Annotated in this window: 11 protein-coding genes; 1 reads left to right on the top strand and 10 read right to left on the bottom strand. The window is 32.5% G+C overall.

What is annotated here, in order from left to right:
- Positions 1 to 318 precede the first annotated feature (318 nt).
- The 10 genes from ACYSNW_RS15000 to metE form a co-directional block, all read right to left on the bottom strand.
- Entirely contained in the window at positions 319 to 1,020 is a 702-nt protein-coding gene (locus ACYSNW_RS15000; RefSeq protein ID WP_461745821.1) for a recombinase family protein, read from the bottom strand.
- A gap of 132 nt (positions 1,021 to 1,152) precedes the next feature.
- The gene (locus ACYSNW_RS14995; RefSeq protein WP_461745819.1) at positions 1,153 to 3,687 is read right to left on the bottom strand and encodes a hypothetical protein; all 2,535 of its coding nucleotides are present in this window, start codon (positions 3,685 to 3,687) and stop codon (positions 1,153 to 1,155) included.
- A gap of 157 nt (positions 3,688 to 3,844) precedes the next feature.
- On the bottom strand, positions 3,845 to 6,262 hold the full coding sequence (locus tag ACYSNW_RS14990) for a C-type lectin-like domain-containing protein (protein ID WP_461745817.1): 2,418 nt from the start codon (positions 6,260 to 6,262) through the stop codon (positions 3,845 to 3,847).
- Between the two features lie 332 nt (positions 6,263 to 6,594).
- Positions 6,595 to 7,227 (bottom strand): hypothetical protein, encoded by a 633-nt coding sequence (locus tag ACYSNW_RS14985; RefSeq protein WP_461745815.1) that lies wholly within the window; start codon positions 7,225 to 7,227, stop codon positions 6,595 to 6,597.
- Positions 7,228 to 7,239: 12 nt separating this feature from the next.
- A complete protein-coding gene (locus ACYSNW_RS14980; RefSeq protein WP_461745814.1) occupies positions 7,240 to 8,097 on the bottom strand; it encodes a BsaA family SipW-dependent biofilm matrix protein in 858 nt (285 codons plus the stop codon).
- Between the two features lie 15 nt (positions 8,098 to 8,112).
- The gene (locus ACYSNW_RS14975; RefSeq protein ID WP_461745812.1) at positions 8,113 to 8,853 is read right to left on the bottom strand and encodes an LPXTG cell wall anchor domain-containing protein; all 741 of its coding nucleotides are present in this window, start codon (positions 8,851 to 8,853) and stop codon (positions 8,113 to 8,115) included.
- A gap of 33 nt (positions 8,854 to 8,886) precedes the next feature.
- Complete coding sequence (locus ACYSNW_RS14970; RefSeq protein WP_461745810.1) at positions 8,887 to 10,140, bottom strand: hypothetical protein; 1,254 nt, start codon at positions 10,138 to 10,140, stop codon at positions 8,887 to 8,889.
- 85 nt (positions 10,141 to 10,225) lie between these two features.
- Entirely contained in the window at positions 10,226 to 11,104 is an 879-nt protein-coding gene (locus tag ACYSNW_RS14965; RefSeq protein WP_461745808.1) for a signal peptidase I, read from the bottom strand.
- A 604-nt stretch (positions 11,105 to 11,708) separates the two neighbouring features.
- Positions 11,709 to 12,572: a methylenetetrahydrofolate reductase [NAD(P)H] gene (gene metF / locus ACYSNW_RS14960; protein WP_461745806.1), complete on the bottom strand. Its 864-nt coding sequence runs from the start codon at positions 12,570 to 12,572 to the stop codon at positions 11,709 to 11,711.
- Positions 12,569 to 14,836, bottom strand: a complete 2,268-nt coding sequence (gene metE, locus ACYSNW_RS14955) for a 5-methyltetrahydropteroyltriglutamate--homocysteine S-methyltransferase (protein WP_461745805.1) — start codon at positions 14,834 to 14,836, stop codon at positions 12,569 to 12,571. The genes metF and metE overlap by 4 nt, the downstream gene beginning before the upstream one ends.
- 306 nt (positions 14,837 to 15,142) lie before the next feature.
- Here metE and ACYSNW_RS14950 point away from each other — a divergent pair, with 306 nt between their 5' ends.
- The gene (locus tag ACYSNW_RS14950; protein ID WP_461745803.1) at positions 15,143 to 15,682 is read left to right on the top strand and encodes a hypothetical protein; all 540 of its coding nucleotides are present in this window, start codon (positions 15,143 to 15,145) and stop codon (positions 15,680 to 15,682) included.
- The last annotated feature ends 409 nt before the right edge of the window (positions 15,683 to 16,091 follow it).

Here is a 16,091-nt window from a genome sequence, read left to right as displayed (position 1 = left end):
TTTATCTGTAATTCTTAGCATTTTTTTGATATCATTTGACATAGACATATCGTCCTCTCTGTTTGTTTTTTTGTGGTAAATTAATCATACATGAGAACGATATGTTTTTTTATACTTAAAATGAAAAATGGGGCTGAAGAATCATTTCTGATTCATCAGTCCCATAAATTATAGAGCCATTTTTGTGAGTTGTCGCTTATTTCCGTAGGAGTTGCTTCTGCTCCCACCGTTTATTCGTTTTTAGGAAATAAAACAAAAGTGTTCTTTACTTTTGTCTCACCCACTTTTTTATTCCAAAACTCTTGTGAATTCATTTATCTAAATATCTTCATTTTCCGTAAGTGTGTTATAAAGAATCGTTAATGTTCCTACAAGACATATCCCAATTTGAATCCAAATATTATCTGAGAAAACTTCTGCAATTTTTATTGTTCCAATTGCTAAGAAAAAGCAAATTGCTAAGATAACGGCTAATTTTATTCGTTTAAATTCTTGTTGTATCCAATAAATCGTTTCGATTGGCACTGAATTAATGGTCGCAATATTACGTAGTTTCTTTTTCTCCAGCAATTGCTTCATAACGTCTCGATAAAGTCTTTTCGCTTCAGGGTCTCTACTAAAAACAGAAAAACTTTTTTTATTTTTTTCCTTTTGTTTTTTTAATTTTACTAATCTCGGATGTAGTAGTCGATCATTTCTTTCTGTCCAATTAATAACTTCCCGCCAATTATATAAATCTAATTCAGGTGAAGTTAGTACCACTAGGTCTAGTTCTAATTCTTCTAATTCATCAAAAAAAGCTAATAACATTTGATAATCTCTTGAAATAACCTCTAAAAAAGCAATAACTAAACAATCTCCTGGGTTTGAATAGCTTAATAGTTGCTGATACTCACTATTTGGATTATTCATTATCTCACCATTTCCAGTTTCATCTAAAAACAACTCATCTAATCCATAGTTTTCTATCAATTTAATTTGTTGATTGATTTTTCTGCCCCGAATATACCCAAGATTCATTTTACTTTACTTCCTCTTTTCATTTCTTTTTTAGATAGATACTATTGCTTTACACTAACGATCAAAGAAATTCTACATTACTGATCGATTTACTTTGTTTTGTCATCTTCTTTAGCAGATTTTTTTGCTTAATCACTCTATGTTGATTGTTCCTAATTTATTTTCTTTACTATCCCCATGATAGAAAGTTGGTTCTTCTGTTATAGGTGTTAGATAGGTTGTTATCCAAACTTCTGAATCAATTAATGCATCGAATGAATTTAAAGTAATAGAACTATTATTTTGTAAATGAGGAACTTCATCTTTAGTCAAAACATAACCAATCAACGAATAATTCATTGGTACTTGCGATGTAAATGTATAAACCGATTCACTAGCTTTATAACGAATCAAATACGTATCAAATGGAGTACTTTCAGCTTCTGTTGAGATTGACTGTAAAGAAAACAAATCTCTCTTCTGTCCCTCATTTGTACTACTTTCTAATTTACCAAAACCATGTGTAGGAATAACAGTTGAGCTATTTTTATTTACGATAACTTGTCTTACATGAACGGTTAATTTTCGATAAGCATAAACTAAACGTCCTTCTTGAACTGACGCACTAATTTTATATTCAAGAGGATCTATCTGTTTTCCATTCAAATCAGTCAATTCAATAAAATCATACATACTACTAGTTTTAGGTATAATGGATTCTTTTTTATTGATTCTAATTTTTTGATCAATTACTAAATCAGTGCTTGGCAATCGATTCCCTTTGTCATCATAACCTTTTAGTGCCACAATTTGAGGGATTGCTGATGTCCAACACACTTCTGTTACCTTTTTATCAGAAGAACGATCTTCGTAAAATAAAAGTTGTATTTCGCCTTCAGCATCAGTTGGTTCGTTGATAGAAAAGCGTAAATCATTTAAAAATTTAGTGATTGTTTGCAAATCATTCTTTTTATCAATCGAAAAAACAATTGAATCATAATTAGATGCTTTTTTATCTTCACTATAAGCCCAATTTTTGGGTAATTCTAAAAGCTTCAACTCTTTAATAGCAGTGTTTTTAGGAAGACGAATTTCTATTTTTTCAATGTTATTTTCTAGTGACTCACGTAAGCTTAAGTCAACTAATTTTGCTTCATCTTTTGTCCGTTCGATACTAAAATCTACTTCTTGAGGCACGTCCTTAATTTGCTGACTCATTACTTGAGAAACATTATTGGCACGGTCTACAGCTAAAATATGTATAAATTTTTCAGAATCTCTATTTACATTGATTTCAAATGAACCTCTAGTCTCATATTCTAAGGAATCATCACCTGGAGCAACATATACATCATATTTTTCTGGATCTATCCTACCGAACGAATCTTTATATGTTTCAACTTGTTGAAATAAATTAGTGGTTGGGGAATCTGTAATTTCATAAAAATAGCCTGCAATATTACTTATAATCGTTTCCTCTACAATATCTGACTTTTTCAGCCCCTCTTCTTTAGAATCTGAATCTACATACCACTGGTAATCTTTACCATTATCTATAGCGTTTACTCTAAGGTTGACGTCATTCCCTTCACTACCGCAACGAATTGTCAACCCTGGTAAATCAGGTGCTTTGTCATCTTTTACTGTTTGATCCTCCGCATAACTATCTAATGATACCTGTGCCAAATTATACAATGTATTTGCTATTAATTTTCTTTCATCAAGTGTTGATGCACCATTACTATGACCAGTCTGAATCATTCCTACATTATTATTAGTATTTAAATACCAACCCATGGTCCAATTTTCATTTTCCCATAAGGTACTATTGAATATCGTATAGGGTGGCTTAAACATCACCCAATTTGTACCGACATGTTTACTGGCTAAAATATTGTTGTGAGTTGCAGGAATTTCTAAAATTTGACCATTTGAAAATTCAAATGGATATTTCATTAAATATCCGTCATTCTTAATTTCGATAAATTCTCCACCTAAACGAATTTCCGATGGTGCACCGCTTTGTTCCACATCCGTTATTCCTAATTGATCATTGAACGTGGCAAATACTGGATGATTGGTGGCATCATGACCAAACAAGACACCTCTTCCAGTATCAATATACTCTTGCGTTGCATCTCTACTTTTAAGCGTTAAATCTTTACCTGCATTATGATCCCAAGATCCAAACATTAAAACATCATACTGATAAATCCCTGTACTGTTTTTTAAATATGCATCTGGATTTTTATTATAGTTAGTTATTGTTACAGAATCGACTTGGATTAAATTGCTACCATCTTTAGCTGTTAATTTGAGCGAATCCATCCACATTTTTAACGTATTAGAGTCATCATAATCAGGATAGATATTTAAAACCTTAATTGATTTTCCGTATTTTAAAGATCGAGTATTCCAAGTGACTCCCCCATCCTCAGATTGATATAAACGATAACCAGATTGAGTCAAATTTCCACCTTCATCCCAATCTACATTAGCATAGTTCTTTTTTTCCTTTGAACTCCACCTATTTTTAGCAGTTATGCGAAAATCTTCTTTTTTTACGACAGTATAAGCTCTGAGTATACTCGCATCAACAAAAAAATAGTCAATTAAAAAGAATAGTGCAATTATTAAAAATAAAATTTTTAGCCCTAGTCTCATCCTACTTTTCTCTTTATTTTTCATTTTATCCCCCTTTCTAATACTCTCGATAAAATTGAGTATTAGAGCCGAGCATATTCAGTGCTTATTATTGAATATGTTCGGTTCTTTACAAATCTTTTTCGTCACAATCAATTGTTAAAACACAAAATCCATTTCCTATAAAATGAAACTATTCTGTTTAATTTATCGTGATAGTTCCTAATTTATTCTCTCGATAATCCCAATGATAGAAAGTTGGTTTTTCTATCGTTGGCTTCAAATAAGTAGTTACCCATATTTCTGAACCTTCTTTGACATTTACAATAGCTGAAAGTTTACTTGCCTCTGGTTGATGATGTTGTTGCGTTGTCGTCAATGTATAACCGATTAACTGATAATTCATTGGAACCTTTGATAAGAAGGAATAATTAGGTACACTTGACTCATAATCGATAACAAATGTATCAAAATCCATCTCATTATTTTTAGAAGCAGTCACATTTAGAGAAAGTTCATCTCTGACTTCATTTGACTCAGTTTTGCTGATTAAAACAGAGTATCCTGTACTAGGTGAAACAATTTCTTTATTTGAATCTATAATCACTTGACGAGTATGAACAGTAAACTTTTCGTCATCATAAATTAATTTTCCTTCTTGATAATCAGTACCAACATACATTTCATTTTTAGGAATCACAACTCCTGATCCATCCACTAATTGAAGAAAATTATAAAAATTAATTTTTTTGGGAGAAACAGTTACTTTATTACCGATTTTCAAATATGTATCAAAAAGAATATCTCCTTCAGGTAAAGAATTTCCAGATTTATCATAAGCCTTTAATGAAATTTTTTGCGGAATCTGACTGCTTTTAGCTACATCTGTTACTTCTTCTTTTTCTGGCTCAACAACAGGTTGGAAAAATTCCACATAAAATCCTTCGACTTTTGTGTTATACGCCAAATCATTCCACCATTTACTAGCGGATCCTTGCGCAAATTCTAAAAATGCTTCTCCCGTATTGTTATAATTATTCGGTTCATATTTATTTTCTTTACTATTTCTAGGATTGTTAAACCCTTGGTAGACATTAGGCAACATTGTCATTGAAGAAGTATAAGTAGCTTGTTTAAAGAATACCAAACCTGTATCAGGTCCACATGCCCAATACCATTCCTTAGAGTTATTTACAGCTAAATTATAACTACTGATAGATTGACTGATTGTATCGGTATTATTGATTTTTTTACCAGCTGTAGAAACTGCTCTGCTCCCACCTAACCATCCAGATTTCTTTGCAATATTATCATAAACAAAATCATGTTCTATTTCTGAGGTAAGTGTTGCTAGATATCCTTGCAATCCTTTATATTCTAATTTTTTTGCACTATTGTAAGCTGCTAACCAATTCGTATTTCCTTCAATAAATGCATAATGATGAATATTTTCTTGAGAATCTTCCCAAGAAGTATAGGCTAATTTGTGTACAATGATTTCAATCTCTCCAGATTCATCAACTGATACAGGATTTTTTTTATCATCCATTGGCTCCACTTTAAATGTTAACTCTTTCAAAAAATTTTGAATCGTGCTTGATAAATAATTATTATTAAATACAAATACATAAGACCTATATGCAGCTGTCATACTATTTTCAAATCTCGTCCATCCATTTGGCAATTGCTTAGTATCTATATCCTTGATTGTTACATTTATTGGAGTTTTTATTTCAAGTGACTTCATTTTCTTATTCTCCAAAGTACGATTTGCATCATCTACAATCAAATCATTGATCAATAATTTATCATGCTGTCTTACTAAACTAAAATCCAATAAGTTTTCATTATTTCTTGTTGCCAACATCTGCTTTTTAGGTAAACTTTTTTTCATTTTAGTGTGTTGGACTTTACTAACATTATTTAATCGATCAACAGCTACTACGTGAAGCCATTTACTCCCACTCGTAATTTCAGAAATACTGATTGCAACGTTAGGCAGCTCTACTTTTTCAGTAATATTAGTCACTTCTCCTATTTCATTCCGTTCAATTGTCGGTTCCGTTTCAGAAAAATCATCTATTACATATATATAACCTTGAATATCACTGACTAATTCTTCTTTTATTATCGAGGATTTTCTACTCGTTCCATCCTTTCCTGGTGATTTAAGATACCATTGATAGATAGTTCCTTTATCTTGTGTGAAAATAACTATTTTAAGTTTATTATTTTCCTCTTCACTAATTTTGACTTCAGGAATCTCAGGAGCAACAGTGTCTATGACCCTATCATCTAGATAACTAGTCGTATTTGGTTGAATTCCTATTATTTCTTTCTTTATTTCATTCCCAGTTATTTCTTCACGAATCAACTGGACATCTTCCTTATCAGAAAAAAACGTAGTACCCCAGCTTATTTCCGCATAATTTTTATTTTCTTCATCAGACCAACCTGACATTATAGCCAATTGTAATTTAGCTTGATTGTCAAGTTCAGCTTTTAGTGGTTGGGCATTCGTTTTTTTTATACAAAAATAGAAACCAACACTACATAATACAGCACTGATAAAAATAATACTGATAATTTTTCCAATTTTGCGGTGAACGTTTTCGTACATTCTTTCGGTCTCCTGCCTTCTGATTACTTTAATTTATTGTTTAAGTAATTTGCTTTAAATCAATAAACTTATAAAGTAAAAGTCACTTCATTTTTCTAGTTAAATTTTTTAGAACCCATCAAATCAATGATTTCTTATTTGAAAACACTCATTTCATGAGCGCTGATTGAAAAGAATAGAGGATGGGACAAAAAGCATTCAAACTTATAAAAAGAAAAATATCAAAACATTAATATTGAGTTTCCATTATACTTATTACTTAGTCGATAATTTATTGATTAGGTGGAAAACACTATATATTTAACTTTATTCTGTCCCAGTTTTGTCTACCTCTAATTCTTTTTGTCAGATAATTTTTGATCGATTGTTTTCATATCCGCATCATTAGGAACCATTCCTTGCCACCATGAATCACGATAAGCATATCCTGTCGTGTTAATCGCTTCTATTTTGATTGATAACGAGAAAGCTGAATCTTCATACGCAGAATAATACTGATTTTTTTCATTGATTACATCTTTATTCAAACTTACATTAGTGAAAAGTTCTGGTGTTGCTGCTTCTGGTGGAAGACTATCTAAATAGTAATAATAACCATCCGATCCCAATTTCCAATTTTTCGTGTCGATATCTAAAATGATTTCTTTTCCGATTTTTGCTGGTAATAACTGTTCTTCATCAGACAACTTCTTTACAATCATTGGATGGACCATCACTCGAACAAATTGCTTAACTGTTCCAGTATTTTTCACCTTAACTTTTTTGCTTACATTAGAACCAACTGCGATTTCAAAAGGTTCTTCGAAAACTTCTTCAATTTTTGTTTGTAAATTTCCAACTTGAAAAAGATTTGCTTTTTCTTCTCTATGCATCATCGCTGCATAAGTCACCATACTGCCGATTAGTAAGCACACTATAACAGCAAAAAATACTAACAATGAATAACGAAAGGGTCTTTTTTTCATCATTTATCCTCCTTAATGAAGTTTTTCACGATAAATATCACTTACATCCGAGTTCGAAACAATTTGCCAATCTTCTAGTAAGGATTTTGTATTATCATGCGCTTCCATCACTGGAAGTAGCTGATACAAAGAACCTTTATATTTATTGGCTAATTTCCCATCTATACTAATACTTTGTAGCAAAAGTGTTGTTTCTTCATTTGGTTGTAATTCTTCAGAATAGTAAAAATACCCATCGGAGTAATACCAATAATTTTTAGTATTATTTGCTGGTGCTTTCCCTTCATGATAGATATCATTTTCATTAAAGTTAATCGTTACGTTAGTTAAGAAATCTTTTGTCGATGAAGCCTTATACTTGTATGCAGTTTGCGAATTTGTCTTATCACTTTTATAAACCTCAGCTGCAGTTAAGTATTTTTTGGGAGAGCCTTTTGAGGATATCTCATAATGGCTTCTCTTTTCCCATGTACTTACATCTTTAAGTGTCATAAGCGAATTTGCTTTATCGACAATTTTCAAGCTTCCATTTCCTTGTCCTTCACCGTCGGATACCTCTAATTCAAAATTAACAAAGAATTCATAAAGGGATACTCGAACTAAAGCTGGCGTTTGTCCATTATTTTGGATCCATAATTTTTTTTCTGATATTTCACCAGCAGTCCATTGTAAATTGGTTTCATAAGATTCATTGATCGTCGCCGAAAGTTTTCTAGTATTCGTCTTACTGCGATTAATCACTTCATCACTGTATGTAATCCATGAATAGGTACTGCCCACAACTAAGATTAAACTTAAAATAATAGACAATATAAACAGATGCATTCTATTTTTACTAGTTCTTCGTAATGCGCTTTTTCTTTTCCCCATTTTCCCCCTCCTTCATTAAATGTCCGTTTGCTGTTCTTCTTTCCGCTTTTTCCATAATAGAATAGAAATCAAAACTAAAAGAAGTCCCGACAAAATTTTATAAAGTAAATTTTTTATCTCTTCACCAGTCATAGGAAATTGACCTTTTGTTTTAGGCTTTTCAATACTGCTAGAGGGCGGTGTACTTTCCGATGAACTAGGCTCTTTTGGCTGATTTTTTGTAGCAATAAAGGTCCAATCGTATAATAATTGGCTCTCTTCTTTATAATCATTTAAAACTAAGTCATCAGAAACTTCAAATTCAGCTTTTAGAACTTGGTCCGTCCCATATCTACACGTTCCTAACACTAACGGTTGTATTGTCCAGTCAAATTCCTCGTTCCCAAGTAAAGGACCTTTATAAATTTCTTTTTCATCTATTGAAAGAGTGAGTATGATTTTTTCACCTAATTGAATGTGACCTTCTGAGGATTTCGGCGTTATTAACATCCCCAATTCAAAGGGTTCTTTAACATCCAAACTACGAATCGTAATGGTTTTTTCATACTTCTCTCCTGGTTGAACATTAGGCAAATCCACATAGTATTCTCCTTCAGAAGAAGCACTAATCCCTGCTTCATCGCCTATGATCACACCTGGAGGAAGGGTTTCACTGGCAACAGCTGTTATTGCATTACTGGTAAATACGACTAGAATACTCAGTAAACTAAATCCCAAAATAAATAGTAGGCTTTTAGGCATTTTTTGTTGCAGCATTATTTTTCCCCTTCCCTGTTTCTTTATCATTTTTTAGCTAGCAGCTTGTCCATCTAGATAAGAAACAATTTTTTTCGTTTCAGAAGCATCAGCGGCTTCCCCTAAATTCCAACCAGCAGAATCAAGTAAGGCTGCTTTTGTTGCTTGAATAGACTCCATTTTTACAATCAAATCATAATTAGCATTTGTAAATTCTGTTCCAACTTCGTTAGTGAAAATCAAGTTTTTCATCAAAGTAGTTGTACTATCCCCACCAACGACTGGACTAGTATAATAAAAATAACCATCATCTTTATTATAGACCCATTTATTTTTATCAAGAGTTACTGTTGTGACAATATCATCACCATATTCAATATTGATTCCACTAACTCCTAAAGCGTTTGCGTTCGTATCAGTTTGAACTGCCTTAACATCATTACCAGAAGTAGGGATTTGATCAGCAGCAGTAGCAGGTGTTGGAGCAGGAAGATCTTTTATATCCAATCCTTCTTTGGTATAGTCATATTTCGTGTCATATTTTTTGCCAGAACTTCCTAGCAAAGAAGCTTTTGCTGCTGTTGCATCTTCTGAAGCACCTTCCAAAGATGAAGCAGCCCAGTTAGAAACTACATTTGTGTATCCATCAGCATACACTTTATATTTAATACTGTTAATAGCAAATTCCCATGTACTAACTTCAGATCCATTTGTCGCACCATCGATTACATCAATGTTATAATCCATTGCTTGATATTTTCCATCTTCATATTCATAAAAAGCAACTGCATCTAAGCTAACTTCTTCTGCTTTACTAACTGGATCTAGTGTAACTGATCCTTTAGCAAATACTCGAACGTTTTCTGGTAGATTGTCAACTTTCTCTTTAGTTATTTCTGTATAACCTTTATCTGGATCAAGATATTTTTCAGCATCATATTCAACTGGAACATCATCTTTTAATGTAGGTTTATCACTTTTTTTCCAGCCCGCATCTTGAAGTGTTACAGCACCTTTACTTGTTAAAAAAGTTAAAACTTCTTCGTAAGACACTCGAACAAAAATCTCACTGTTCCCTGAATTGGTTACTGAAACTTCTTTCGTTGCTTTCGTACCTGGGATAATCGGTTTTGGGTTCCATACCTCACTAACGGTCACACTACCATCTTTGATTGCAGCTGCTTTTACTCTATTAATTCGTTGATCTTGTGAACTAATCCACGCAAAAGTCCCAGCACCAGCTGCTAATAGCGCCAAACAAGTTGCAGCTATTATTTTTTTCTTTTTGTTCATTTTGTTCTTTTTCATTCCCATTACTCCTTTATAAAAATAATTTATTGTAATAACACTTTTTCGAAAAAAAGTGAGTATACCAAGGTTAACCCAAACACGTTTATCTTCTCATTGGTCTTCGTTTTATCACTTCTGGTGTAAAAAAATAGGATTTTAATACTAAAAAGAAACCATATAAGGAAAGAACTGAGACTAAACAAGCCCAGAATTCTTCTCTCACAAAATCCAAAATGTTTCCTGCTTTTGGAACACTGAAAATCACTTTACCAACAACTCGATCTGCGGTTATCGGAGGGTCATTACTTTGATTGGCATCTCCTTTTGTTATAATGTAGTTCCCTTTTTCACCATTCAGCTCATCTTTTCGATCGACCATTCTATGGGTTAAATAACGAGAACCATCTCCAACCGTAAATGTAATAATATCATTTTTTCGAACATCCTCACCTTTAGTCATTTTTAAAATTACAATATCCCCTGCATAAAACCCGCCAGAAGGACCTTTTTTTTGAGGTGCCATTGAATTCGTCAAGACAGTATAGAAGCGATAACCAAATATCGAAGCCGATGACTTAGAACTAAATGAAAACATGACTGCCATCATTAAAATTCCAATCGTAAAGGTGTAAAAAAATAAAGTCCATATAAATGAGAACAATAATGCTTCCGAACTTTTTTGAGGTGATTCGCTAACTCTATTTATTGGTCTATTTCGTTGAGGCGCTCTTGACCTAGGCTCTGCATAGTCGTATCGTTCTCGAACGACTCTTTCTCGCCTACCTCGTTCATAGCTATCATCATAAGCGAATTCACAATCACGCACTCTTCTTCGTTCTCTTAGATATGCGTCATTTGAACGATATTCATATCTTCCTCGCTCTCTATCAGAAGGTCGTCTTACTTTTTTTCTCTCATTTCGATTTCCATTGTCTTCTCGTCTAGAATAATTATTCTTCCCAACGGATTTTTTTCTCGACATTTCTATTCTCCTTTTTACTAGGTGATTTTACTATTCTAGAAAACTGTTTCCATTTATAGGATTCAAAAGAGATTTGCTCTTCGTATAAATAAAATTATAGCAGTAGGGCAAAAAAGTCAACAATTTATTTGTTTTTTATTTAAAAATAAAATGAATTTTTTATCAAAAGTAATATTGTTTTTATTTGATAAATTCCAAAAAAACATATAGAAAAACAAAGAATATTCATTTTACACTTTTTCAAATCCTTTAGTCCCTATCTAATAAACTATTTTATTTAAATATCAAAACCTTTATTTATATTTTTTTTATATCAAAAAAATTTGTCTACTGAAAAGTTTTTTTCAATAATCAAAACTTAAAACCATTAATACGTACAAAAAGATATCATTAAATTACACAAGCAGATATCAACAAAAAAACAACAGTTGTTATATAAATTCACTAAACAATCAGAAAGACAAAAAAATAACATTCGTTATTAAAAAATAGCACTATTTTTTTGTTTCAAACTCTTCTCTTTCCAACAAAAAAACCAATCTCAAGCTTCTGCTTAAAATTGGTTTTAGTTCATTTATAAAATTCAACTTTTCAAGTGTATTGCTCAAGCTTCAAATAAGCTACGTGTTGCTTCTCTGATTTTATATGCTACATATGGATTATTCATCGTATACAAATGAATTCCAGCCACACCTTGACTTACTAAATCAACAATTTGATTGACTGCATAAGCAATCCCAGCATCTCTAATCGCTTCTGGACTATTTTCAAAACGTTCCATCATTTTTAAAAATTTAGTTGGCAGACAAACATTTGCCATTTTCAAAATGCGATCAATTTGTTTTTTATTAACTACTGGCATAATTCCTGCTTGGATTGGCACATCGATTTGAGCGATTGCACATTTTTCAGTAAACGCATAAAAGTAGTTATTATCAAAAAATAATTGACTAATCAAATGATTGACTCCACTATCTACTTTTTGTTTTAAATGAGCAATATCTTCAATTGAATTTTTTGCGTCACAATGTGTTTCTGGATAACAGGCACCAATAATATTGAAATTCCCATGTTCTCGAATAAAGGTCACTAAATCATTTGCATAAAGAAACTCTCGTTTCGGAACAACAGACGGGATACTATCTCCTCGTAAAGCTAAAATATTTTCGATTTTTTTTTGCTTCAACTCATTTAAAATCACTTCGATTTCTGGCTTAGAAAAATTAATTGCAGGTAAATGAGCAACACTAGGTAAAAACTGTTCTTCTTGAATTTTTTGCGCAATGTCTACCGTACTTAATTTATTTTCTGTACTGCCTGTTCCTAGTGTAACACTAATAAAATCCGGTTGTTGTCCTTTTAAACGATCCAACGTTTGATGGATGGTTTGAATTGGAGCTGTTTTTTTTGGCGGAAATATTTCATAGGAAAGGACTGTTTTTTCTTTAAATAGTTGATCTGTCCTCATTCACGCCCTCCTCTAAGCTGTTTCGCTGCCTTAGTTAAATGTTCCAAACTAGCATATGTTTCTTTTTCGCCTCTTGTTTTCAACCCACAATCAGGATTAACCCATACTTTTTCAATCGGTAATTTTTCTAGTATATTTTCAATCGTTTTTGCTATTTCTTCGACTGATGGGATACGAGGTGAATGAATATCATACACACCTGGACCTACTTGCGTTTGAAAATTGATTGCTTTTAGTGCATCCAAAATATCTAAATTAGAACGCGATGCTTCAAACGAAATAACATCCGCATCCATATTATCGATATCCTGAATAATATCTGCAAATTCGCTATAGCACATATGCGTATGAATTTGAGTGGTTGGTTGAACTTTACTATGAACTAATCGAAACGCTGGAATTGCCCAATCTAAATATTGTGAATGCCAATCCGTTTGACGCAACGGTAACTTCTCTCTTAACGCCGCTTCATCGATTTGAATAATTTTAATCCCATTTCTTTCTAAATCCAAGACTTCTTCTTGAATCGCTAATGCTAATTGTAACGTGGACTCTTTAATTGTGATATCCTCTCGTGGAAACGACCAATTTAAAATTGTTACAGGTCCTGTAAGCATTCCCTTCATCGGCTTATCCGTCAAACTTTGTGCGTAACTAGAATAAGCAACGGTGATTGGTTTAAAACGTGAGATATCGCCCCAAATAATAGGTGGTTTAACACATCGCGTTCCATAGGATTGTACCCAAGCTTTTTCTGTAAATAAATAGCCTGCTAAACTTTCTCCAAAATATTCAACCATATCATTTCGCTCAAATTCTCCGTGAACTAGCACATCCAAGCCAATATTTTCTTGAAATGCTACACATTCAGCAATTTTCGCTTTATTGAATGCCGTATACTCAGCTTCAGTTATTTCACCTTTTTTGAATTTTGCTCGATTTTGTTTAACTTCTTTCGTTTGTGGGAACGAACCGATTGTTGTTGTTGGTAAAATCGGTAAAGAAAATACTTCTTTTTGAAGCTCAGCACGCTGATTTAATACAGGTGTTCGCACAAAATCATTTTCAGAAAGAGCAGCAATCGTATTGGCTAATTCAGTATTTTTCTCAAAGCGTTCTTCAGTAAATAGTTGTTGATTTTCTTTAAGAAAATGGTCATTTACTTCTGAATCTGTCAAAATTTGTTTGATTTCATTCAGTTCTGTTAATTTTTCTAAAGCAAATGAAAAGTGATTTTTGACATTAGCTGGTAATTTCGTTTCATTCTTTAATGTAAACGGGACATGTAATAGAGAACAAGAAGTCGTTAAGACTACTGATCCAAGTTTTTCTAACGTTTCAAGCAATGAAACAGTTTTTTGATAGTTATTTTTCCAAATATTTTTACCGTTGATAATACCAGCAAAAAGAACTTTATCAGCTGGAAATCCATAAGTTTCAACTGATTTAAGTGTCTTTCTGCCTTCGACAAAATCCAATCCGATTGCTTCAAAAGGTAATGAAACTAATTCTTTATAAAGATCTCGCACATCTCCAAAATACGTTTGAAGTAAAACCTTTAGAGAACTTTTTTGTGCTAACAATCGTTGATATATTTTTTGAAATTGTTGAATTTCTTCAACCGTTGTATCTAAAACTAATGCAGGTTCATCGATTTGTATCCATTGACAGCCTAGTTTATTCAATTTCGTAAAAATTTCTTGATAAGCTTGAATAATTGCTTCTAAAAAATCACCGGCTTTCTTTTCACTCGTATACGTCGCAAGCTTTAATAATGTAAATGGCCCAACTATAGTAGGTCTCGTTTCAATTCCATATTCCTTTGCTTCGATGTATTCATTAAATAGCTTCTCTCCAACGAGTTTGATTTCAGTATCTGCATCAATTTCAGGAACCATATAATGATAATTTGTATTAAACCATTTTTTCATTGCTAAAGCTCGAACGTCTCCAGCTTCCCCTTGATAACCACGTGCTAATGCAAAATATTTTTCTAGTGAGGATAATGGTAACTCCTGATACCTTTTAGGAATAATATTCAATAACACCGCTGTATCTAAAGTAGTATCAAAAAAGGAAAAATCCCCACTAGGAATAAAATCAATTTCCTGCTCTACCAATAATTGCCAATGTTTTTTCCTTAAATCTTTCGCTATTTGATTCAATGTTTCTTCATTGATTTCATTTTTAAAAAATTTTTCTGTTGCAAATTTCAATTCTCTAAGTTCGCCTACTCTTGGAAATCCGATAATCGATGTTTTCATATTACTCCTCCTTGATTAAGTGTTTTAATTACTTTACCATGAGAATCAATTATAGAATAACTCTTATTTTCTATACTAATATATAGTTTAAAACTATATATAGTACAAATCTATATCTAAAAAAAATAACGAAATTTCGATTCTACGCTCTTGTGTTTATGTCATTTTTAGGAAAGCTTCGTTTCTTTTTTAACTTTTTACTCGAATTATATGTATTTATCTCTTACAGTATATAAAAATTTTTAGTGCATCTCTACTTCGTTCACGATACAATAGAGAAAACTATTTTTCGAAAGGAGTTTATATATGAAAAAAATTATACTGATTTGTTTGTTGTTGGTAAGTGTCACAGCTTGTAAAAAACAAAAAAATGAAGAGGCAACACCTACTGAACAGAATAAAACGAGTCATTCAACTAATGATTCAACTTCAACTAAATTAACCACTTCAACGGCAACAACCGTGAACTCAACCACGGAACAATCGACGAAAGAAGTAATGAGCGATCCCAAAGAAATTTATTCATCCTTAAAAGGTGAATGGCTCTCCAAAGAAATAGATGGAAATAATGTGCAATGGCAAGCGATTTTTACCGCCGATTCCGCTACAATTGGCCCTCTTTCTGGCGTAGAAAATACGTTAAGTTTTCAAATTACTTCTCTAGATTGGGATTCAGAGAACCAACGATTAACAATCGCTGTAGCAGCTTATGATCCTAATGGTACTCGATCACCAGAAAATGACTATGTTTTAGCTGTTCATGATATTGATTTCACTAATTTTTCACAGATGACCGTCTTTGGTACAAATTTCGCTACTACAGATATGACTTATTACCGGAAGTAACTAAAAACAGTGAGTGTTGGCACAAATCAATTTTTGATTGCTATCAACACTCACTGTTTTTACTATTGTATTTAGTTTATGAGGTTGGGACAAAAGTGGTTAGCTCTGAGAACCGAGTAGGTACGATGCATCATCGAATCACTACGTTCTTCGTGATTTATCGTAATAAGAAGGAATTTCCGAAAATGACAAGAAACACGAAAGGTTTCCTTTCGATGTCGAATGATTCTTACTTGGTGCTCTTCAAATTTTTGGTAACCGAGTAGGTATTGTGCAACATCAGCTCATTTCATTCGTTGTGTTTTACAACAATTTCGGCTTATTTCCGAAACCTTCAATTCTTAGAGCTTTAGCTCTTAGAAATTGTTGTGATCGAAGCGCAGCGTAGTAGCTACTTTTGCACCACCGT

The organism is Enterococcus sp. LJL99, assembly GCF_054871725.1.
The sequence above is the reverse complement of the archived record's forward strand: the minus strand, read 5'-3'. Positions and strand labels throughout refer to the sequence as shown.